The 23922-nt window shown below is 39.2% G+C and carries 12 protein-coding genes; all 12 read right to left on the bottom strand.

Translation table 11 applies throughout. The features are described 5' to 3' along the window. Positions 1 to 135: 135 nt before the first annotated feature. The gene (locus AC3WV0_RS02075; RefSeq protein ID WP_488843546.1) at positions 136 to 1863 is read right to left on the bottom strand and encodes a sodium:solute symporter family transporter; all 1728 of its coding nucleotides are present in this window, start codon (positions 1861 to 1863) and stop codon (positions 136 to 138) included. A 3-nt stretch (positions 1864 to 1866) separates the two neighbouring features. Next, complete coding sequence (locus tag AC3WV0_RS02070) at positions 1867 to 3027, bottom strand: aldose epimerase family protein (protein ID WP_488843544.1); 1161 nt, start codon at positions 3025 to 3027, stop codon at positions 1867 to 1869. Between the two features lie 21 nt (positions 3028 to 3048). Beyond that, entirely contained in the window at positions 3049 to 4545 is a 1497-nt protein-coding gene (gene araA, locus AC3WV0_RS02065; RefSeq protein ID WP_488843542.1) for an L-arabinose isomerase, read from the bottom strand. Between the two features lie 222 nt (positions 4546 to 4767). After that, positions 4768 to 5466, bottom strand: coding sequence for an L-ribulose-5-phosphate 4-epimerase (locus AC3WV0_RS02060; protein WP_488843540.1), 699 nt, complete (start codon positions 5464 to 5466; stop codon positions 4768 to 4770). A gap of 233 nt (positions 5467 to 5699) precedes the next feature. After that, positions 5700 to 7397, bottom strand: a complete 1698-nt coding sequence (locus tag AC3WV0_RS02055; protein WP_488843538.1) for a ribulokinase — start codon at positions 7395 to 7397, stop codon at positions 5700 to 5702. A gap of 218 nt (positions 7398 to 7615) precedes the next feature. After that, on the bottom strand, positions 7616 to 9598 hold the full coding sequence (locus tag AC3WV0_RS02050; protein WP_488843536.1) for an alpha-L-arabinofuranosidase C-terminal domain-containing protein: 1983 nt from the start codon (positions 9596 to 9598) through the stop codon (positions 7616 to 7618). A 229-nt stretch (positions 9599 to 9827) separates the two neighbouring features. Next, positions 9828 to 12455, bottom strand: coding sequence for a beta-glucosidase (locus AC3WV0_RS02045; protein WP_488843534.1), 2628 nt, complete (start codon positions 12453 to 12455; stop codon positions 9828 to 9830). Positions 12456 to 12940: 485 nt separating this feature from the next. Next, positions 12941 to 15682 (bottom strand): T9SS type A sorting domain-containing protein, encoded by a 2742-nt coding sequence (locus AC3WV0_RS02040; RefSeq protein ID WP_488843532.1) that lies wholly within the window; start codon positions 15680 to 15682, stop codon positions 12941 to 12943. 258 nt (positions 15683 to 15940) lie between these two features. Then, on the bottom strand, positions 15941 to 18463 hold the full coding sequence (locus AC3WV0_RS02035) for a glycosyl hydrolase 115 family protein (RefSeq protein WP_488843530.1): 2523 nt from the start codon (positions 18461 to 18463) through the stop codon (positions 15941 to 15943). A 241-nt stretch (positions 18464 to 18704) separates the two neighbouring features. Beyond that, positions 18705 to 20648, bottom strand: a complete 1944-nt coding sequence (locus AC3WV0_RS02030) for a glycoside hydrolase family 97 protein (protein WP_488843528.1) — start codon at positions 20646 to 20648, stop codon at positions 18705 to 18707. A 2-nt stretch (positions 20649 to 20650) separates the two neighbouring features. After that, positions 20651 to 22018: a glycoside hydrolase family 43 protein gene (locus AC3WV0_RS02025; protein ID WP_488843526.1), complete on the bottom strand. Its 1368-nt coding sequence runs from the start codon at positions 22016 to 22018 to the stop codon at positions 20651 to 20653. 494 nt (positions 22019 to 22512) lie between these two features. Next, positions 22513 to 23919 carry a glycoside hydrolase family 43 protein gene (locus AC3WV0_RS02020; RefSeq protein ID WP_488843524.1) on the bottom strand — a complete coding sequence of 469 codons (1407 nt, stop codon included), beginning with the start codon at positions 23917 to 23919 and terminating at the stop codon, positions 22513 to 22515. Between the last annotated feature and the right edge of the window lie 3 nt (positions 23920 to 23922).

The raw sequence follows: 23922 nt of genomic DNA, 5'->3' as shown, positions 1-23922 counted from the left end.
AGTTCGCCCCTTCGTTTACAAATTGTTTCTACACAGACATTTCTCCTACGGAGAAGCCAGATTTACTTGTAATTTCAGACAAAAAAAACAGGATACCATTTCGGCATCCTGCATTTATTTTAGGGTATGATAATTTTACCAGAACCTCACATAAAGTGCTGTCAGTAAAAGTAAAGTCACTACAATCAGAACCAACGTTCTGTTATCTACTTTGAACATTGAAGCGTCGATAACGAAAGCTTTTGGATTGATTTTCGGACCGGCAAGACTTATCAGAATCATAACTACAATTGTGATAAAGAATGACCATCCCATATTAATTAAAAACGGAATTTCAGTAATGGTATGAACTACGCCGTTTTCAAGTTTTTCATAGGTAAAAGCAGTGTATAGCCAAGTTTCTTTTCCGAAAATATCCACAGCAAAACTGTTGAAGAAAATCGCAAGAACGAATCCTAAAATCACGCCTACCAAAGCTGCAGTTCCGGTCGTTCTTTTCCAGAACATTCCTAAAAGGAACATCGCAAAAACTCCCGGACTGATGAATCCTGTATATTTCTGAATGAAGGTAAATCCACCTTCACCGCCAATTCCTAAAACGTCTGTCCAGGTAAATGCTAAAGCGACAAACATCGCAATGATAATTGCCCAACGTCCGGTTCTCACCATCTCAATTTCTGTGGCATCAGCTTTTAAATATTTTTTATAGATATCTAAGGTGAAAATCGTCGAAATACTATTTACTTTCCCTGCCAGTGAAGCAACGATTGCCGCCGTTAAAGCTGCTACAGCAAGACCTTTCAGACCAACCGGTAAAAATCCTAAGATTGCAGAATAGGCACCGTCTTTCACTCCATTGAAACCAGGCAAATGACCTTTCGTGTATAAAACATAAGCTGCAATTCCCGGAAGCATTACGATAATCGGCATAAATAATTTCAGGAATCCTGCAAATAAAATTCCGGTTCTAGCCGTTTTCAGATCAGCTCCTAAGGCTCTTTGCGTGATGTACTGATTACAGCCCCAATAATTTAAATTTACAATCCACTGTCCGGCAAAATACATTGCCAATCCCGGAAGAACGACATATTTTTGAACGTTAAGATTTTCAGGCATTGCCAAAGTTGTAGTTGTGGTCGCCGGTTTATCAAGCATTAATTTAAAATGTTCAGGTGCTTCGTGTATTAATGTATTGAAGCCCGCCAAAGCGTTTCCTACCGCCGCACCGTTCACTCTTTGGTCAACGATCTGAAGCGCCATATATACTGTGGCAAAACCTCCGATGATCAAAACCGCCACCTGAATTACATCGGTATAACCGATTACTTTCATTCCGCCAAGACCGATTAACAAAGCCATCAGAAGTAATCCGATCATGATGATATGCAGACTGCCGCCGCCAAGCAAAGTATCAATTGCCAAAGCACCTAAATAAAGAATTGAGGTTAAATTTACAATTACATATAAAAACAGCCAGAACACCGCCATAATCAGGGAAACCGATTTGTTGTAACGGGTTTCCAGGAATTGCGGCATGGTGTAAATTTTATTTTTAAGATAAATCGGAATGAACCAGATCGCAATAATGATGAGCGCCAACGCAGCAATCCATTCGTAAGCAGCCACCGCTACCCCTACAAAAAAGCCTTCGCCAGACATCCCGATAAACTGTTCTGCCGAAATATTAGAAGCAATTAAACTTGCTCCAATCGCCCACCAAGTTAGTGAACCTTCCGCAAGGAAATAATCTTTACTGCCTGTAGCTGCAGATTTTTTTCTGTTATAAATCCAGATTCCGTAGCCTGCAACCACTACAAAATAAACCAGAAATATGATGATATCAAGAGTTGCTAAATTTCCCATACTTTATTTTTTAACTGAGAATTTATAAATTGTTTTCGACTGGTATTTTTGTCCCGGTTTCAGCTCTGTAGAAGGGAAATTCGGTTGATTCGGAGAATCCGGAAAATGCTGTGTTTCCAGACAGAAACCTGTTCTTAACTCATTTTTACCACCGGTTTTGGTGTCAAATTTTGCATCAAGGAAATTTCCTGAATAGAACTGAACCCCTGGTTCATCAGTTAATACTTCCATTACTCTCCCTGATTCCGGGTGATAAACTTTGGCAATGCTTCTCAATCCGCTTCCGTTCAGAATCCAGTTGTGGTCGTAGCCTTTCCCTTTTTTCAATTGGTCGTCGTCAGCATTGATGTCTTTTCCGATAGGTTTTGAAACCGTGAAATCGAAAGGAGTTCCTTTCACCGCTTTTTGCTCACCAGTAGGAATCAATGTTTCATTTACAGGTAAAAATTTATCCGCATTGATTTGTAGTTCGTGGTCAAGAATGGTTTTTGAGAAATTTCCTGAAAGATTGAAATACGAATGTTGAGTTAAATTAACAACAGTTGGTTTATCCGTTTCCGCTTCGTAAGAAATTTCCAGAGCGTTTTCGTCTGTCAAAGTATATAAAACTGTTGTCGTTAATTTTCCAGGATAACCTTCTTCACCGTCTGCGCTTGTGTAAGACAGTTTTAAAGTCGGGAATTTTGCATCTTTTACAGGTTCAATATTCCAGAATTTGGTATGAAAGCCTTCTTTTCCGCCGTGAAGACTGTTTGGTCCATCATTTTTGTCTATGTCATACGATTTACCTTCCAAAGTGAATTTGGCATTGGCAATTCTGTTTCCGTAACGGCCAATTAAGGCTCCGAAATAATACGGATTTCCATTGAAATAATCTTCAGGCTTGGTAAATCCTAAAACGACATCTTCGTATTTTCCGTTTTTATCGGGAGCGGTAAGTGAAGTGATGATTCCGCCGAAGTTGATGACTTCCAGCTTCATCCCGTTTTTATTGGTCAAAGTATATTTTTTGATAGAATCACCTTTTGAGGTAACTCCGTAATCTGAAACCTGTATGTTTTCCATGGGTTGCGCTTGAGTTTTTGTTTGATTTTCCTTTTTATTGCAGCCGAAAATACATAAAAAGGCAAAAAGAATGAGCAGATTGATACTTGTTTTTTTCATTGTTGAGAAAGTTTTGCAAGTTTAACGATAATATATTTCATTCCAACGTAGTGTATTCTTAAAATCACGGATTTTCGTGTCTTCATCAATCACCAACGATTCAATACCTGCAATCTCTGCAAAATCTTCTAATTGTTCCACACTGATGTTTTCACTATAACACGTGTGATGTGCTCCACCTGCCAAAATCCAGGCTTCAGCTGCAGTGTACAAATCAGGAAGTGGTTCCCAAAGGACTCTTGCAACAGGAAGCTTCGGCAATTCTTCAGTAATTTCCAATGCTCTTGTTTTGTTAATTAACAGCCTAAAATGATTTCCGAAATCCATCAACGCAGCATTTAAAGAATCGATATTTCCTCTTGAGTTAAATACTAAACGTACAGGATCTGCTTTTCCGCCAATTCCCAACGGATGAATTTCACAAGAAGGTTTGTCAACCGCCAAAACAGGGTCAACTTCCAACATGTGCGAGCCTAAAATCGAAGGATTTGAAGGATTTAAATGATACGTATAATCTTCCATAAAGGCATTTCCGCCTTCAAGACCTTGTCCCATCGTTTTCATCGCACGAACCAAAGCGGCAGTTTTCCAATCACCTTCTCCGGCAAAACCGTAACCTTTTTCCATCAATCTCTGAACGGCAATTCCAGGCAATTGTTCCAAGCCGTGAAGGTCTTCGAATGTGTCGGAAAAACCTTTGAAATTTCCGTCTTTCAGGAATTTTTCTAATCCTAATTCTATTCTTGCAGCAACTTCCAGAGATTTTCTGTTTGAACCTCCGGAAAGAAGGGATTCTGCCATTTTATATGAAGCTTCATATTCTTCAATTAAGGTTTTGATTTCACCATCGCCAATCGAATTGACAACGCTTACCAAATCCCCGATTCCCCAAGTGTTTACCGAAAATCCGAACTTGGTTTCCGCTTCCACTTTATCTCCGTCGGTAACGGCTACAAATCTCATATTATCACCAAAACGGGCAAATTTTGCACCTTGCCAATCATCCCAACCTGCGGCAACTCTACTCCATTCTCCGATTTGTTTCTGAACTCTTTCTTCCGCCCAATGTCCTACAACCACTTTTCTGTTTTTACGAAGACGGCTCACCATAAATCCGAACTCACGGTCACCATGAGCAGCCTGATTCAGGTTCATAAAGTCCATATCCATCGTAGACCATGGGATATCCTGGTTAAACTGCGTATGAAGATGCAGCATCGGTTTTTGTAAAGCAGTCAGCCCACGAATCCACATTTTTGCAGGTGAAAAAGTGTGCATCCAGGTTACGATTCCGATACAATCTTTTGCGAAGTTGGCAGCTGTAAGGGTTTCAAAAATTTCTTCCGTCGTTTTTACTGTTGGCTTTAAAACAACTTTTACAGGAATTTCCGAAGATGCATTAAGTGCTTCTACGATTTTTGCTGAATGTTCTGCAACCTGGGCTAATGTTTCAGGGCCGTATAAATGCTGGCTTCCGGTGATAAACCAGATTTCTTTTGTATTGAGAGGTGTTAACATATTTTTATAAATGATGATTTATAATTGATAAATGATTTTATTACAAATTTGTTTTCCATAGGTTTCACCTACGGCTATTAATATTGAATCCTTCGGATTCTGTAGATTTTGTACATTTTCCTCCATAGGTTACACCTACGGCTACTGATGTTGAACCCTTCGGGTTCGTTTTTTAGGACACAGACGATAGCCATAAGCTAAAAGCCAATTTCCAGCCGCCAACTACTGTCCATAATAGGCATTTTTGCCATGTTTGCGTTCGTAATGTTTTTTGATTAATGAATCTTTCAAGCGAGATGCATTTGGGTTAATTTGTCTTGTGAGATACGCCATTTCCGCTATGGTTTCGAGAACTTTGCTGTTGTAAACAGCTTTTTCAGCATTTTTTCCCCAGGTAAAAGGTCCGTGATTTCCGATAAGAACCATTTCCACTTCTTCGTAAGACAAGTTTTTTTCTTTGAAGCAATCCAGAATCTGAATTCCGGTATTGTACTCGTAATTGCCTTCGATTAAATCATCCCGCATGGGCGGTGCACAGGGAATATCTGACGTTAAATGGTCTGCGTGGGTCGTTCCGAAAATCGGGATGTCCAACTGCGCTTGTGCCCAAGCTACGGAATAGATAGCGTGCGTATGTGAGATTCCGCCGATTTTTTTCCAGTTTTTGTAAAGATAAGCATGGGTTTTGGTGTCGGAAGACGGTCTTAAATTTCCTTCGACCACATTGGCATCGTAATCTAAAATCACAATGTCTTCCGGTTTCAATAATTCGTAAGGAACACCGCTCGGTTTGATAGCAAATATTCCTTTGTCACGGTCAACGGCGCTCACGTTTCCGAATGTGTAAACGACCAGCTTCAATGCATCGAGCTGCATATTGGCTTCGTAACATTCTCTTTTTAATTCTTTATAGATGCTCATTTTATTTGCATATTTTTTGAAAATCTGTTTTTTCTTCCATAGGTTTCACCTACGGCTATTTGTATTGAACCCTTTGGGTTCTCTCCAACGAATCAATTTGGTTGTTAGTTGTAATTATTGCAAATATTTAACAGGTCGCCTCTACGAGGCTTTCTTTGTGATGACAATATTTACATATTTGCTATTAACAGGGCGCTCCTACGGAGCTCACCGGGGAGTTTTAATTCCAAAAACTATAAACTTTCAACCGTCAACTTTTTCTTTGATTTGATATTGTTTTCGGTGAATTCGGCAAGAATCTGATACTGACTCATAAATTCTGCATATTTTTCGACCTTTTTTGCCTGTGGGAAATATTCTGCTTCGAAATCGGAGCCCATTTTCTGACTGGCTTCCTGAACAGTCGGATAAATTCCTGCTGCAACTGCCGCATAAATAGCTGCGCCCAAAGCCGGAGCCTGATCTGATGCTGCAACGACAATCGGCATATTCAGCACATTGGCCAACGTCTGCATAATGAAAGGGGATTTTCTGGCAACGCCACCGATTCCGATTACTTTTTCGATTTTTACACCTTCTTCTTCGAAACGGTCAACGATTTTTTTTGCTCCAAAGCAAATCGCATTCACCAAAGCTTTGAAAATATGAGGCGCTTTTGTTCCCAAGGAAAGGTTGCTGATCGCCATTTTTAGTTCCTGATTAGCATCAGGCGTTCTTCGTCCGTTGATCCAATCCAGAGCAATCGGAACAACTTCCGACAGTGGAATTTTTTCCGCTTCCAAAGTGAGATTGCGAATAAGATTGTTCTCTATTTCTTCTTTTAGCAACTGCTTTTGATTTTCATCAATGACATTGGAATTCATCAGAATATTGTGAGTTGGCCAGGTCAGAATGTCTTTGTACCACGCCAAAACATCACCAAATGCGGATTGCCCCGCTTCCAATCCCATCAATCCAGGAATAACGGAACCATCGACCTGTCCGCAAATCCCTTTAACCGTTTTGTCGCCGATGATTTCGTTGGGAGCCACCATAATATCGCAGGTTGACGTTCCCATAATTCTGATCAGCGTATTTTCCTCGACTTTTGCACCAACCGCTCCGGAATGCGCATCGAAAGTTCCGACAGCAACTACCGTGTTGGTTGTTAAGCCTAATTTTGCTGCCCATTCTTCATTCAGATTTCCGGCAATTTCGTCGGAAGTGTAGGTTTTATCGTACAATCGGTCACGCAGTTCTGCTAATGAAGAATCCAACTGATTTAAAAATTCTTTGGAAGGAAGTCCGCCCCACGATTCGTGCCACATTGCCTTGTGACCGGCTGCACAACGGCTTCTTTTGAATGTTGCCAAATCCTGATTATCGGAAAGTAAAAAGGTAAGGTAATCGCAGTGTTCCATCCAGCTGTAGGCCGCATTTTTTACGGCTTCATCCTCTCTGTTGATGTGAAGAATTTTAGCCCAAAACCATTCGGAAGAATAAATTCCGCCTTCAAATTTCGTATAATCTTCGCCGCCCCAGTTTCTTGCCAGATGGTTGATTTCTTCGGCTTCGTTGATGGAAGTATGGTCTTTCCACAACACCATCATGGCATTCGGATTTTCTGAAAATTCAGGCAAAAGGGATAAGGCAATTCCGTCCTTATTCACTGGTAGCGGTGATGAACCTGTGGTATCAATACAAATGCTGACGATATTTTCAGGAGCAACGCCACTTTCTTTTACAACAGTTGAAATGGTTTTTTCCAAGCCTTCGATGTGGTCGAGCGGATGCTGACGAAACTGATTTTCTTCCGGCTTACAGAACTTTCCCTCTTTCCATCTTTGGTAATAACTTACGGAAGTCGCCAGCTCTGCCCCATTCTCCGTATCAATCAAAACGGCTCGAACAGAATCTGTCCCATAATCTAAGCCGATAACGTACTTTTTCATTAACGAAAGTGATTTATTTGATTATTTGTTTTAGCTCTTTTTAAAACAACAGATGTAATGGATTACATTCTGCAAAGATTTCTCTTTAAGTTTTCATTTACCTTAAAGAATTCTTCGATTTTCTATTTAAGAGATAAAACAAATATAAGATTCTATTTTAAATAAATGTAATAATCACACTTAATTTTAATTTTCCCTTTATTGATGGCAGTTTACAGCTATTTCATTTTCAAAATGACCAAAGAATTTGAAGGAATTTCAACAGAAACTTTCCCTTTTTTGATGATCTGCGTTTCTTCTTTTGGCATAATGATTTCTGATTGGAAATTATTTTCATCGGAAAGTCCTGCGGAAGTCAGTACAATTTTGGTTAATTGATTGCCCATTTTGATGTTTTTCGGATTGATTTCAACGGAAGTTTCCTGAGGACTGGAATTGATAATTTTAATGATGGTTTCTTCTTTCTTGTTGTCACGAACTGCCGATGCATAGAGATTATTCTCACCTTTTAACGGCTTCCCGTTTTCGGAGATTTTAATTAAATCAGTTCCTTTGTTGTTGGAGAATAATTTCTGAACGTAATAATTCGGAGTAGCGTAAGATTTAAGATTATTAAACCAAATCAAATCCGGCGTCCATTGCCAACCGTCTGCGTGGGCGAAAAGCGGAGCATAGGAAGTCATCGTCACTACATCTGCATTACGCTCTAATCCGGTCATAAAAGCAGCTTCTGAAAGTGCGGTCAACCAATTGTTTTTGTTATCTGGTTTTACAACGCCAACGGACTGTGCAGCGTATTCACCGGCGAAAACTTTTGGTCCTCTTCTATCGTATTTATCATATCTATCTGCATTTTTCAAGAACCATTCAGGGGAATTGTAGTAATGTTCGTCCACAATCTGAGCGTTGAGTTTTTTAAGTTCTTTCCAGCCGTAATCGAAAAATTCGCCATCGGGAGACGGTCCGCTTCCGGAAATGATCTTGATATCGGGATATTTCGTATGTATCGCTTTTTCAAAAACTTTGTAACGTTCGATATAGTCAGCTCCCCACTGCTCATTTCCAACACCGATGTATTTCATGTTGAAAGGTTTCGGATGTCCCATTTCGGCACGGATTTTCCCCCATTTAGTATTAGAGTCACCGTTTGCAAATTCAATCAGATCCAAAGCATCCTGAACATACGGATCTAAATCTTCCATTTTTACGAGTTCGGCTGTGTTGAACTGACAAGCCATTCCACAACTGAGAATCGGAAGCGGTTCTGCGCCCAAATCTTCCGCCAGCTGGAAATATTCAAAAAAACCAAGCCCGAAAGACTGCCAATAATCCGGAGTGAGACGGTGTGCAAATCCGTTGTTCCATTTATTGATAAGATTTTCCCTGTCTTCCACTTTACCAATCGTTTTTTTCCATTGATAACGTTCTGCCAACGTTCTTCCTTCGACAATACATCCACCGGGAAAGCGTAAAAATCCTGGCTGTAAATCGTATAATTTTTGAACCAAATCTTTTCTTAAACCGCCTTTTCTGCCTTTCCAGGTGTCTTGCGGAAACAGTGAAATCATATCCATATTCACAATTCCTTTTCCGGTAAATGTGATTTGTAACTTTGCTTTTTCAACCGTTTTAGAAGGTGTGAAAACAGCAGTATATTTTTGCCATCCTCCACCTTTTATGATTGAGGAAACTGAGGAAATCACTGTTCCGTTTTCATCAATCAGACTTGTATTAACGGCAGAAATATTTCCTGAAATGTTTTCTAGATTGAAACTTAAGTCATAACTCTCACCCTGATGCAAACCAATTCCTCTGAAACCTTCGTTTTCAAGCAGATAATTTTTATCGTTCCAAACCGTGATTCTTGCGTAGTTTTTATTGGTTTTAGATTTGTCGGTGATAATTGTCAAAAAACCGGAATCCAGATTTGGAGAAAGTGTTTTTGTGTTGGGTTGTTTCCAGCCTGTTAAAGGTTCGTCGAATTCAAAGCTGCGGTTTTTAATAAGTTCCGCATACAATCCGCCGTCTGCCGCAAAGTTGATGTCTTCGAAGAAAATCCCGTACATCGTGGGTTGGATTTTGATGTTGGTGGAAGTTCCGTCCAATTCGAGAAAATGGGTTTTGATAGTTTTATTTTGGGCTGAAAAAAATGCAACACTTAGCGAAATAGCGGCTGTGAATATTTTGGTTTTTGTTTTCATTGATTGGTTTTTGGGCAGTTTTTCTAACCACAAAAGCCACAAAAGATTTTAGCTCTTTAATTATTTTAGCTTAATAATTAGCTTTCCCAAGAGAACACATAAGTTTAAAAAATCTTTGATTTTTTTCTTTGTAAACTTTTGAGGTACTATAAATTATTTCAATAAATCTTTTGTCACTTTTGCGCTTAATTAAAATTAGTTTGAACATTTAAATTTTAACAGTAAAAGATTAGTTTACTGTTAACTGAAGATTTTTCAATCCGGATTCGTCGGAAGTTCCGCCGTAGAAAATCGTGTAATCTCCTGCTTTCGGAGCTAAGTCATCTACTTTTTCATCATAAAATTTAAATGAATCCTGAGAAATAGTAAGCTGAACATTCTTTATTTCACCCGCTTTAATCAAGACTCTTTCAAAAGCTCTCAAAGTCTTTACAGGTGCCGAAGGATCATTATTTCTTTTGACATACACCTGAATCACTTCCTCGCCGTCTCTTTCCGAATTATTTGTAACAGGAACTGTAATCGTCAAATTTTCATTAGAATTGATAATATTTTTGTTCAGCTTAGCATTTCCGTAAACAAATTTTGAATAACTTAAACCGTGACCGAAAGCGTACAAAGGTTTTTCGGTCATATAACGATAGGTTCTTCCCTGCATATCATAATTCTCAAAGCCCTGATGTTTGCTGGTTTTAGATAAATTATTGTCAAGCTGTTCCAGATTTTTATAGAAGGTAATCGGCAATCTTCCAGACGGATTATAATCTCCCGCCAAAACATCTGCAACCGCAGTTCCTCCGGCTTGTCCGCCATACCAAGCGTTCAATAAAGCGTTATAATTTTTTTCGTCTTGTTCTAATCCCAATGAACTTCCTGTACACAGAACAAAAACAATAGGTTTCCCTGTTTTGTGCAATTCGGTCAATAATTCACGTTGAACTTTCGGAAGATCAATGGAAGTTTTATCGCCGCCCTTGAAACCTTCTGCATTCACCATCATTTCTTCGCCTTCCAGACTTGGAGAAAGTCCGCCCGCAAAAACAATTACATCCGCATCTTTCACTTTATCCCTAACTGCAGCGAAATTGACAGGGTCTTTTCTGTACACATCAAAAGTGATGCTTACATATTTTCCTTTCTGAGTGTGGCGTAACTCAATCAGATATTCTTTCCCTTTTTCCATTTTCACAGGAAATTCTGAAGGATGTCTGGCATCGGGACCTTTTCTGGTGGCAATTTCTTTCCCATCAACAAAAAGTGTGTAAACATCGGATGTTGAAGGCGAAAGAATCACATCGCCCGTGTAAGGACTTTTGAAAACGCCGGAAATAATCGCCGACGTATTTTCTCTTCCCACATTCGGAGCAAGCTGAGTTCCGCCGAAGCTGTTGTAGTTGATTCCTGTCTTATTGACAGAGATATTAGCAGGAATTCCTTTAAATTCATTGTTGTTGAAAAATGTTACTTTCATTCCTTTTTCGCCTTTTTTCTGGCTTAAAAAGTTTTGGTAAAGCGATGTTCTGGAAGATGGATCGGCAACTTCAGTTCCTTTTTCATAAATGATTTCTGCGTTTGGAAATTTGGTTTTGATTCCATCCAGAATCGTTACAATGGATGAAGGTGTTCCATTGTAATTACCCAGCTGCATCAGTCCGTCATCAGCATTTGGGCCGACAACCGCGATTTTTTTGATATTTTTATTTAAAGGCAAAACATTTTTGTCGTTTTTCATCAATACAATAGATTTCTGAGCCATTTTCAACGCCTGTTTTTTATGCTCTTCAGAATCAACAACTGAATATGGAATTGAGTTCCAGTGAACGGAAGATTTTGGGTCGAGCATTCCCAACTCAAACCAGCCTTTCAGAATTCTTCGCATTGAAATATCTAAGTCCTTTTCGGTAATTAATCCGCTTGCGAGAGATTTATTTAAATTATTATATGTATCGCCACATTCCAGATCTGTAGAATGCTTCAGAGCATCTGCGGCGGTACTTTTTTCGTCAGGATGTGTTCCGTGATATTGTTTCTGGTAGAAATCTGCCAATGCCCAACAGTCGGAAACGACCATTCCATCGTAGTTCCATTTTCCACGGAGAATTTCTGTTAATAAAGTATTGTTGGCACAGCAAGGCTGTCCGTCGAACGCATTGTAGGCACACATCACTTCTCTCACATTTCCTTCCAAAACCAAGGCTTTGAAAGCCGGAAGATAAGTTTCATACAAATCCCGTTTTGAAACTTCGGCGTTGTAAGAATGGCGGTTCCATTCCGGGCCGCTGTGAACGGCGAAATGTTTGGCGCAGGCGTGGGTTTTGAAATATTTCGAATCATTTCCCTGTAAACCTTTTACGGCAGCAACACCCAAAACGGAAGTCAGATATGGGTCTTCACCATAGGTTTCCTGACCTCTTCCCCATCTCGGGTCGCGGAAAATATTGATATTCGGTGTCCAGAATGTAAGACCTTCGTAACGTCCGGTTTTTTGGGATTCGTCAAAAGATCTATTGTATTTTGCTCTGGCTTCGTCGGAAATCATTTCAAAAGTTTTGAGATGTTCCGGAACATCCCAGGTTGCCGCCATTCCGATGGCTTGAGGAAAAACGGTTGCGGTTCCTGCTCTGGCAACACCGTGAAGTGCCTCGTTCCACCAGCCATAACCGGGAATATCCAATCTCGGAACTGCTTTGGAGTTGTCCATCATCATCCCGATTTTTTCATCCACCGTTAATAATCCGAGAAGATTTTCGATTCTCTGATCGACCGGAAGCTTGGGATTTTGAAAAGGATATTTAAAATTTTGTGCAGATGAGAACGCACAGATGAAGATTGATATATTTAACAGAATCTTTTTCATTTGGATACAACAAGAATATTATATGGTTAAAAATTTTGACAGAAATTTAACTATCTGCCTGCTTTTATGAAAAACAAATATAAGATTCTATTTTAAATAAATGTATTGTTTACACTTAATTTTTCAAATTGATTCTTTCCCAAAAAGAAGCTTATTCTTATTGCAGCGCGCTAATGAGTTTAAAATGTAACGGAATGATGTTTTTACGTTTTAAATAAATAATTATTTCTATAGGACTAAAAAATATCTATTTAAAGCTTAAAAAAATATACTTAATACTTATATTTTTACGTCTCAGACCTAAAAATTTATATTTAACACTTAAAAATTTAACTTTAAGGTATAAACTTATTATTACAAGACCTAAACTTTTCGTGCTGAAACTAAATTAAATGATTGGACTGCTCATTTTGGTACCCAAAAAGAGACTGCCCCAACTTTAGGACAGTCTCGAATGAAATTCTTTACTAGTGATCTGAAATAAATTACTGCTTAATAAATTTGCTGTTTAAAATTTTATTTTTTCCATCAGCTATTTCAATGAAATAAATCCCCGAAGTTAATGTTGAAATATCAATCCTGTTTTTTCCTGATTTCATTTTTAAATCTGAGATGATCAGACTTCCTTTGGAATCAAAAACTGAGGCTTTAGCATCATTCTTTATTTCAATAAAGATCTCTGTTTTGGCAGGATTAGGATATATTTTAGCTTCATTATTTGTCATTTCTTCTTTTGTAGAAAGAACTGAGAAATTTAAAGGAAGAACACTTGCCGAATATGCATTTTCTTCGCTCAGATAAGCTCTGAAAGGATTAATCAATGGCTCGCTTCCTACCGTTACTTTATAAAATCCTGTCACTCCATTTTCTGTTTTTAAAACATAGGCATTGGCAGGAACTTTAATAGCCTGATAAACTCCGTTCATCTGATTTACGGTAATGGCCTTCGGTGTAGAAACATTTCCTGTACCGGTAAAAGTAAAGCTTCCTGTTGCATTCACAAGAACCGGGGTGTTCGCAGGAATTGTATTGGAAAGCGGGGTACACGAAACTGCCGCTGAACCTGGTGTCATGAGATATGCATTTACTCCTGAAGGAATATTTGCTTCGAAAGGTAATAACAACACATCGTATCCATTAAAAGTCCTGCTGTAAGAAGCTGCCGCAGCGGTAAAATTAAACGGAATCTGGAAATCTTTGCCCTGATCTGAAAGTGTCAGTGTAGTGCAGTTTGTTCCTGAAATGACATTGGTATTGGTGTTTGCCACACTGCTGTTAACATAAAAAATACTGTTCTTATTCTCAGCACCAGCGATCCAGCTTGAAGTTGGAGTGATGCCGGTTGCCGTACGGAAATCTAATGAAGTATACTGGCTGTTTTCCATCGCATCTAAAAGACTGCTGTCTGTCTCGGTATATGCTCCGGTAAATTTTGCGGCTCTTTCGTTTCCGACATTAAAATAAACATCACCCAGGTTTAAGGTTAAAATAGAACTGTAATTTCCGCTTCTTAAGCCTAAAATCCCTTTGCATCCGAACGGAAGTGTTGCCCTCGAAAGATCAAAAACCAGATTAAAGCTTCCTGATCCGGGTGCTGGCAAATTCACACTTCCATAATTGTAATTTCTTACTACATTATCATTATCAACATAGTACAATGTCGTATTTGATGATGACTGGCCAAGCGTTGTCGTATAACTTAGAACATTTAAAACCAACTTATTATAACGGTCATTCAAAGCAATATACCCGTTTGCCGCCGTCATATTCTGGCTGAAAAGCGGTGTTGAATTATAAAACGTCACTGTCTGTCCCGAAATCTGGTATGCTGTACCAAAGGCCGGATTTGTCGTTGATAAAGTTTCAATTTTGTTGTAATGAATTTCAGTTCCGGTCATGTTAGAAACGGGTCGGTCGCCACTTTTTGTAAACACAAAAGTCATTACACTAGACGGTGCCACAGAAACCTGCGGTCTGAATGTATCCGTAGTAAAGGTTAGCGGTGCCGACATCATATTCTGCACTTGAGAAGTAGTAATGCTGTTCGCAGAATTGGTATAAAAAGGAAGATCAACCTTAAGATTATAAGTGTTTGAGGAGGAATTTATTACCATTAACGTCACCTGATTTCCATCAAGAGAAATATAGGAAGAACCTTCCAGACTGCCTGTCGCCACTTCCCATTTGGTATCAATTCTGTTTTTGTTGGTGGTGGTTTTAGCATATTGAGATAAAATGTAACCGCGTTTGGTCATTTCACCTGCAACGGTTCCGTTTGTACCGTCCCCCATCATTCCATAATATCTTTTGGATGCATAATGTACCCATGCGTTCACATTTCCGAGCATCGCATTGTTGACCGCTTTTGCAAAAGAAAAACCATCAATCGACCAGCTGAAATCACGTGCAGGAACACTTGCATTAGAGTTCCAATTGATCAGATATTCTGTCTGCCAGATCTGTTTATTATTCGCCTGAAACTGCTTGTAAACGGACTGCATACTTCCATATTGGTGTCCGCCATAGACTTCAAAATTGGCCATGGTTGCCGTATTTAAAAAGGCATTGGCAAAATTATCAGTAAAGCCAACACTTTCGGGAGCAATGACGTTGCAGTTGATGAGCTGGCCGTAATCCCTTACAAAATTTGCGATCTGTGTCGGCGTCCATATGCAACCAGCATATTGCGCCATTTCATCCGGCTCGTTTTGAATTGAAATGTAATCCAGCGCCACGCCATTATTTGCCAGATAGGTTACAAAACTGTTCAAATGCAAAGCGTAATCCTGATAATGTTCCGGTTTCAGATAGCCGATCTGCTGCATACCATTGGCATCCGTATAAACTGCATTCGAATTGTTGTTGGTTTTCCATGCCGCGGGCATTGTCCAGGGACTTGCGAAAACGATCAGTCCCATTGCTTTTGCCTGCTGAGCAGTTGCCAAAACCTGCGGCCAGTCCGCTTGATTTTCAGGAATATATAACCTCAAAATATTGTATCCTGCGTCGGTTGCGCCGGTCCCCCAAAGTTTTTGAATCTCCGCCGGAGTCATGTGATTGTACGCAAACTGCGGACTGCATACGAAACCGCCATAGCCGGTCACATTTTGATACACAATATTTTTGTCGATTTTTACTTTCGCAGGTAATACTGTCTGTGCATCTGCAAATTGAGTACAGGTGATGCCTACCGCCAGAGCAAGCATCCGGTTTAAAATTTTTCTCATAATGTTCTAGTTTTAATTTTGATAATTTTCAGTAAAGTTTGGATAATACAATCCCCTTCAAGACAGTTTATAATTAAAAACCATCAAGAAAATACCCTGAAAAGTTTCAGGCAGCTATCGTAAATAAAGTTATACTACAAGATCCTTAGCTCTTTCCTGTACATTATTTTGTTGAAAAACGATACTTAGCATTCAGAGGTGAAATAAATTAATGTTTCATAGGCAAAACGTAGATTATTATTAATATTCTGCTGATTTTTAGTGAAGAATTTCACTTTCGGGTGCACCCAGATAAGAAGGCAGTAAGCCTCCCGTATTGATCAATATTTTTTCCAGCACGATTCCCGGCTCAAGTACTCTGAATCGTAACTTATGTTTTCCGGGTTGAGAGATCTGATGTTTCGTTATAGACTTAATAATATGCTCGGACTGCCATCTTCCCAATTCACCTCTGTAATGGCCATTGAAATTGACCACCTGCGGCGTTCCGCCATCAAAGGAAATCTCATAACGCAATCCTTTGTTATGATTGAAATTCAAAGTCGGAGCTAATAACAACTGGACTTCAAATTCACCTTTGGATTCAAAATTCATATCATATTCCAGATAAATATTTTCATCAGCTTTCGGATAAACGTTTTGAGGTAAAGTCGTTACACCGGATTTTGTCTTTCCAAAATCAGGAATCACTTCCCAATGGATTCGGTCTGAATTATTATTTCTTGCAAAATTTTCCGCTTCTATGGAAACATAACCGTTTTTCTCCTGAAATACTTTATCTTTCGGAACTTCAGACTCAGAAACACGGGTAACTTCAGGCATTATATTTTCTTTTCCGTCAAACCAGGCTTTGTATCCTATTCTCATCTGGTCCATCATATGCTGCCATTTTCCGCCGGTAATGACGTTGTTATACTGATTGTCGAGATAAGTATTTCTATCAAAACATTCTTTGACTTTATCGGCATAGACATTAGCTTCAACATCTTTTTTAGCTGCCAATTCTTTGTTTTTTGCCACCGCGTAGTACATTTCATACAGATTGCTGCAAGCGTCAATCGGATATAAAACCAGCTGAAAATAGGCATCCTGATATTCTGCCGGAATTTTTTCTTTCAAACGTAATGCTTCTAATGCCAAAGACCTGTAATCATTTAAAACCGTTTCAAATTCATTATAATTTTGAAGGCTGTAAGTTTTCCAGTCCAATGTTTCTGGCGTTACACGACGGTTATATTTTGAATAAAGATTAATCATTCCTGCAATTTCTTTGGCATATTTTTCACCAAACTGTTGCGCCGCCCACTTTTCAGTATATTCCAAAAGATTTTTTGAATTGAATTGTTTCGGATTCCAGGCCATTTCCAGGAAAAAGCTGATTGGGAATTCCATCGGTTTTAAATCCCCGACATTGACGACCCAAACCTTATCCACTTTATGTTCGTAAGAAAGATTCATCTGTTCCCAAACTCTCTGAATCGGACTGATATTAATCCATTTTGAGTTTCTCGGTCCGCCCACATAATCGAAGTGGTAATACATCCCGTAACCGCCTTTGTGTAAAGGTTTTGAAAGGTCCGGAAGTTTTCTCACATTTCCCCAGTTGTCATCACAAAACAATAAAATCACATCGTCCGGAACGCGCATTCCTTTGTCATAATAGTCCTGAACTTCTTTGTACAATGCCCAAACCTGAGGCGTTTTCTCCGCTTTTTTTCCGGTAACATTGGCAATTATCCTACGTTGGTTTTTTACAATTTCTTCGAGGAGGGCAATGTTGGTGCCTTCTCCCATTGCTTCATCGCCATCACCACGCATTCCTATTGTTACCAGTTTTTCCCAGTTTTTGGAACGTTCTATCCCTTTTTTCCAGAATTCGTCCAGTACTTTTTTATTTTTCGAATAATCCCAGATATTCTGCAGATTATTCTTCTGGATGTATCTTTTCCAGTCCGTCTGAGCTTGAGCCATCGGTTCGTGGTGTGAAGTTCCCATGATGATTCCCATTTCGTTGGCTAAAGGCCCGTTCAAAATGTCATCATCATAAAAAGCTTTTCCCCACATGGCAGGCCAGATGTAATTGCCCTTCATACGAAGAATTAATTCAAATACTTTCTCATAAAATTTGGAATTGATTCCTCCAAAAGTCGCTCTTGCCCATCCTCCCAATGAAGGTTCTTCGTCATTAAGAAAAATTCCTCGATATTCAACAGCCGGTTCTCCATCGGTATAAATTCCTTTTTTGAAGTATAAATTTTCTTTTGCCTGAACCGGAACATCCGCCCAATAATACCAAGGTGAAACCCCAATTTGCTGAGACATTTCATAAATTCCGTAAATCGTTCCGCGTTTGTCGCTTCCTGCAATCACAATCGCTTCGGAAACACCGGGAAACGGATTGCTGATATTTTGGATGATGTATTTTTCCTTTTTTCCGGTTAAGGATTTTCCGTCAATTTTTTTCTGTTTAATTAAATCATCAATAACAGATTTTGTTCCGACTGTTCCAATGATAATCAGCGGAAATTGCTGTCCTGAAATCTCATTCAGAATACTTGGCTGGTTTCCCGTAACTTTCTGAAAATCGAATTGTAAATTTTTAACAGCTCTCAATATCCCATTATCCATTCCTGAATTAACGAAAATTGAAAGATTAACCGATTTTTCTTTTAAAACAATCGTCTCAGAATTTTTCTCTGTACTAATGAATGGCTCTGTAGCATTAAGCTGTAGACAGCATCCAAATAATATGACAAGAAAAAATATTTTTATTTGATTCATAATCTTTTATATTTATTGATAAACAAATCTTAACAGTTAATTAATTGAACCCTTTCAGGGTTCGGATTTTATTTACTTTTCGTTTTCCATAGGTTGCACCTACGGCTATTGATATTGAATCCTTCGGATTCTTTTGCAATGATCTCTAGCAGCCCGACCTGAGTGGAGCTCTTTTTGTGAGGAGGAACGACGAGCAAAAAAGCGGGAACGGAGGGCGGATTAAGCTGCCCAAATAATTATTTTAATTTCTCAAAACAAATCCTCCATTCGGCTGAATTTCCACATTAAATTCACCTTTCACATTAACTTTCACCACTTTTTCTGATGAATTTCCCTGAGCATCATCGTTAATTAATTTCAACATTTTTCCGGCTAACATCGGAAGGCTGATTTTCAGTTTTTTAACAATCTTTTCGGCATTAATTCCGGCAACATACCATTGATCATTATGTCTTCTGGCAATCACGGAATATTTTCCCGGATATCCGTCAATGAACACCGTTTCGTCCCAAAGCGTCGGAACTTCTTTCATAAAATCGAGCTGGAATTTTGGTGCGTCGCTCAGGTTGTTCGGCATTACACCAAACATCTGAACCGGATTTTGAAACAGAACAGCCGTTGCCAACTGGAAACCATCGGTGGTGTATCTTTTATTTTTATCCTTATTGGATTTTGTTAAATATTTGTTGAGGAAAGTTCCGCCAAACTCCATACTTCCGACTGTATTTCTGATGAACGGGTGCAACGTCGCAAAAAACGCTTCCTGTTTGCGGACATCTTCAGAAAAATAGAGCATTTCTGACGCCAAAACCGCTTCGCTTCCTGCATAATTCGGGTACATGACTTCCCAGCCTCTCGGCAAAGTAGCTCCGTGGAAAATAATTTTTAATCCAAAATCATTGGCATCGGAAAGAATATCTTCGTAAAGACGCATCGTTTCCTGCTTGTCTCCTCCGAAAAAGTCGACTTTCAGACCTTTGACACCGACATCTTTCAGCCATTTCATTTCCTTTTTTCGTTCGATGGATGAGCTCATTTTGTTTCTCGGTCCCATCGGCGCGTCATTCGCAGCACCGTTGGAATTGTACCATAACAGAATTCCGACATTTTTGGATTTGGCGTACTGAATGAGGTCTTTCATCCGTTCTTTTCCGATATTTTTGTCCCAAAGCGCATCAATCAAAATGTATTCATAACCTAGTTTTGATGCTAAATCGATAAAGAGACTCTGGTCTTCGTAATTCATACTGTTGTCCTGCCACAAAATCCAGCTCCATGTAGATTTTCCGAAAGTGTATTTTTGTGAAGGCTCATACATCTGTTCTACGACATCAAAAGGAATAGTGGTTTCAACAACTGGTTTCAGGGAATTGCCAATGGTGATAGTTCTCCAAGGCGTTTTTCCCGGAAGTGAAATGGCAGCTCCGGTACTTCCGAATCCGTTGTTTTCAGCCATATTCGGGTAAGCAACCTGGTAAAGATTTTTTTCAGAAGTTGTATCGAGATGTGAAGCGCAGTACAAACTGTTCACTCCTGTTTCGGACAATAAAATCCAGCCGTCGTTTCCGATATGAAACAGTCCCGGAAAAACGTAACCATAATCAGCTTTTGTTCCTAATTCCGCATCAGCTTTGTAACCGCTTTCGTAGCTTGGAGCGGTTCTGGCAAAACCTGTCATCGGCTTCATCATGGGAGAAAGAAACGTTGTGGTTTGAGAGGGAAATCTGTAACCTGTAATTTCCGACTGTACAACGGCGCTCAAACGGTCTTTCATCGGCTGAATCTCATATCTGAAAGCGACATTATTATCGCTCACCTGAAATTCAATCCCCATATTGAAGTTATCTGCATTGGTAAAATTGACTGTCAGAGTATTAGCCACATAACTAACCTGTGATTTTTTGATTTTTTCGTTTGTATAATTTTTGGAAACCTTATCTTTTTTGCTGTCAATGAATTTTAAATTTTTAGAGAAATCAGATTCATTGGTGATTAAGCCCAATGGAGATTTATCAAGCATTGTCTTTCCCTGAAAAGTAACATTATAAAGTGCTTTTCCATTCTCCGAAAAGACATTCAGTTTCAATTTTCCGTCAGGACTGGAGATTTCTGCAACCTGTGCAAAAACAGTATTCATAATGAGAATACTAAAGGTAAGTGATAGTTTAAAAAAAAGTTTAATCATAATTAATTATTTTCAAGAAAAGTCCAATAATCGAAAAACATAATATCTTTTGCTGCTTTTCCATTAAATACAAAATATACATCGTGAACACCGGTAATTTTTTCCTTTACTTCGGCTTTCACCGTTTCCCAACGGTCGTCTCCGCCTGTCAACGGAACTTTTACCGTAGCGATAATAGGTCCGCTCACACTGTCCAAATGAACATCCATCGTTACATCGCTGTTGTGAGTCGTTCCAACTCTGGCCGAAAATGTCGATGCTCCTTTTTTGCCAAAATCAACATTTTTCACGCTCGTATAAGCGCCACTTTTTTTAGCTTTGATGAAGACGCCTGCTTCTTTGTTCTGATAAGATTTTACATTTTCAGACCACGCAATCATTTCTGCCTGATTAAAAGCATAAGGATTAACGGTTGCAATGGCTTTGGTAATGCCATTCGTCATTTTAATAGGTGAAATAGAACCGTCTTTATTAAAATTAAGTTCTTCCACACTCACCGACCTTGTGAACCCGCTTCCTCCCGGCAAAGCACCGTTGTGATAAAAGAAATAGGATTTCCCTCTGAAATCAACAATTCCGGGATGGTTGGTAAAAGATTTTCCTTCGGTTGGCATTACAATTCCGCCGTATTTCCAGGGTCCCTGTGCACTTTTGCTGGTTGAATATCCAATGAATTCAGGGAGCGGACCGCCCGGCCAGAACAGATAATACAGATTTTTTCTTTTGTACAGCCAAGGCCCTTCCTCATATTTTGTAGGTCTTTCAGGGTTTTCTTTTCCGTCCCTTTTTCCGAAAGATTCTGCGGTCATTGGCACTTCCACAATTTCGCCGGAATAGGAAATCATATCCTGATTGAGCTTAACCATTTTAAGTTTGGGATTTCCCCAATACATATAGGCCTGACCGTCGTCATCAATAAAAACCGTCGGGTCAATATCTCCCCATTCACTCTGAACCAATGGTTTTCCAAGCGGGTCATGGAATGGTCCAAACGGACTGTCACCCACCGCAACACCAATCGCTCCTTTGTTGTTGGTTTTGGACCACATCGGAACATACATAAAGAATTTGCCGTTTCTTTCCACGCATTGCGCTGCCCAGGCATCACGTTTTGCCCAGTCGAAATCCTTATAGCTCAGAATGCTTCCATGGTCGGTCCAGTTCACCATATCGTTGGTGGAATAGACCTTCCAGTCGTTCATTACAAACCAAGTGGAATCGTCCTCATCGTGAGTGGTGTAGACATAAAGCCTGTCGTTATACACCATCGGCGCAGGGTCTGCCGTATAATTGGTCTGAATAATGGGATTCTGAGAAAATAATATTCCCGAATATCCTATTAAACAGAGATTGAGTATTGTTTTTTTCATATTTAATTTTTTGAACACTAAGGACACAAAGTTTTTAATTATCAATATTTTTTTAGTTTCACAAAGTCGCTAATGCTTATAAAAGTCTTACGCTATTAACCACCCGGCCAAAAATTCTTTGAATTTTTGCCACCCCTCCTTTGGAGGAATTTTTGTTATGTTGATATTTAATAGTCTGCATTGTATTTTAATTTTTTAACACCTAAGTCACATCAGAATTTTTAATTTTAAGTATTGTATATATTTTAGAGCACATCAGATTAAAAATCAAAGATTTTTAAAGGTTTCGTGAGCTTATTCAACATATTACATTCAACTTTAATAAACGGTATCAATATCTTTTGTGGCTTTTGTGGTTAAATTTTTACCGTCCGTGAAAGACCACCGCGTCAAAAATTCTTTGAATTTTCTACACCAGTGCCTCAATATTTATTAATTTATTTTTTTGTTTCGGCGAATCTCGTCCCTCGATTTCCAGAGGGGGAATTTTTATCTTATTTCTTTTTAAAACTCCAGTGGTCGAAATTGAAAAGCACCCTTCCTGCCGTAATGTTTTTACCTTTAAAGACAAAATATACATCGTGAACGCCGGAAACCGATTCTGAAATTTTTGATGTCAGGGTTTTAAATTCTTCCCAGCCACCGGTTCTCGGTACTTCAATCTCGGTAATTTTATTTCCGTCCAATTTATCTAATCTCACTTCTAAAATTCCACCGTCAACACCTGCGGCAATTGAAGCTGAAAATTCAGAGGCGCCTTTTTCAAAATCTACCGAACGAACTTTGATATAACCACCTACTCTGGCATCGGAAACATAAACTCCCATCTTTTTGTTTTCGGAAGTGCTGCATTTCTCTGACCAGGCTATTGTTTCCGCTTCATTTCTTTTGTAGGGATTGAGTGTTGCAACGGGATTTACGCCTTCTTTGGTCATAGAAATTTTTGGAATGCTGCCATCCGGATTGTATTTGAATTCTTCAATAGACGTTGACCTTCCGTAACTTCCTGCGCCGGGCAATAATCCTGTGTGATAGAACAGATAGGATTTGCCTTTAAAATCGATAATTCCGCCGTGGTTGGTAAAACTATTGGTTGGCTGACCTGTCATTATTTTTCCCTGATATTTCCACGGTCCTGTTGGTGAATCGCTTATGGAATAAGACAGACATTCGGTTCGGTCGGTCATTCCGGCATACATCATATAATATTGCTTGTTGCGTTTGTAGAACCACGGGCCTTCCACAAAAACATCTTTAAATTGTTCCTGTTTCTGCAAAACCTCATCGCTTCTTCCGGGCCGTCTCAATCCTCCAAAAGCTTCCACCGATTGTGGAATTTCGGTGATTTTTCCCTTGTAGGAAACCATATCTTTGTTGAGTTTCACATAAAATAATTTGCTGTTTCCCCAATATAAATAGGCCTGTCCGTTATCATCAATAAAAACCGTCGGGTCGATATTAACCCAGGTTCCTGTTGTCACTAATGGTTTTCCGAGTGCATCTTTAAAAGGACCTGTCGGACTGTCTGATACTGCAACGCCAATTGCCATATTGTTATCAACGGTTTGAACGCAGATGTACCAATAAAATTTACCGTTACGTTCAATACATTGCGCTGCCCAGGCTCTGTCACGAGCCCAGCTGAAAGATTCCAGTGACAATGGAGAACCGTGGTCGGTCCAGTTGACCATATCATCAGAAGAATATACTCTCCATTTCGTCATATAATAAAAATCATAGCCGGGAATATCATCTCCGGTGTAGACGTACATCTTGTTTTTGTACACCATCGGCGCAGGGTCCGGTGTAAAATGAGTCTGGATTATAGGATTCTGGGCGGAAATACAAATTCCTGCTAGCAAAAATGATAAGGCGATATATTTTGATTTAAATTGAATCATATT

Source organism: Chryseobacterium sp. 27AL (assembly GCF_057815395.1).
Note: the sequence above shows the minus strand (reverse complement) of the source record. Positions and strands in the feature narration are given on the sequence as shown.

What these genes read in the sequence shown, in the direction of transcription:
- AC3WV0_RS02025 (WP_488843526.1), bottom strand. Translation starts at nt 22,018, where the DNA reads ATGAAAAAAACAATACTCAATCTCTGTTTAATAGGATATTCGGGAATA.
- AC3WV0_RS02075 (WP_488843546.1), bottom strand. Translation starts at nt 1,863, where the DNA reads ATGGGAAATTTAGCAACTCTTGATATCATCATATTTCTGGTTTATTTT.
- AC3WV0_RS02035 (WP_488843530.1), bottom strand. Translation starts at nt 18,463, where the DNA reads ATGAATCAAATAAAAATATTTTTTCTTGTCATATTATTTGGATGCTGT.
- AC3WV0_RS02060 (WP_488843540.1), bottom strand. Translation starts at nt 5,466, where the DNA reads ATGAGCATCTATAAAGAATTAAAAAGAGAATGTTACGAAGCCAATATG.
- araA (WP_488843542.1), bottom strand. Translation starts at nt 4,545, where the DNA reads ATGTTAACACCTCTCAATACAAAAGAAATCTGGTTTATCACCGGAAGC.
- AC3WV0_RS02055 (WP_488843538.1), bottom strand. Translation starts at nt 7,397, where the DNA reads ATGAAAAAGTACGTTATCGGCTTAGATTATGGGACAGATTCTGTTCGA.
- AC3WV0_RS02045 (WP_488843534.1), bottom strand. Translation starts at nt 12,455, where the DNA reads ATGAAAAAGATTCTGTTAAATATATCAATCTTCATCTGTGCGTTCTCA.
- AC3WV0_RS02050 (WP_488843536.1), bottom strand. Translation starts at nt 9,598, where the DNA reads ATGAAAACAAAAACCAAAATATTCACAGCCGCTATTTCGCTAAGTGTT.
- AC3WV0_RS02020 (WP_488843524.1), bottom strand. Translation starts at nt 23,919, where the DNA reads ATGATTCAATTTAAATCAAAATATATCGCCTTATCATTTTTGCTAGCA.
- AC3WV0_RS02030 (WP_488843528.1), bottom strand. Translation starts at nt 20,648, where the DNA reads ATGATTAAACTTTTTTTTAAACTATCACTTACCTTTAGTATTCTCATT.
- AC3WV0_RS02070 (WP_488843544.1), bottom strand. Translation starts at nt 3,027, where the DNA reads ATGAAAAAAACAAGTATCAATCTGCTCATTCTTTTTGCCTTTTTATGT.
- AC3WV0_RS02040 (WP_488843532.1), bottom strand. Translation starts at nt 15,682, where the DNA reads ATGAGAAAAATTTTAAACCGGATGCTTGCTCTGGCGGTAGGCATCACC.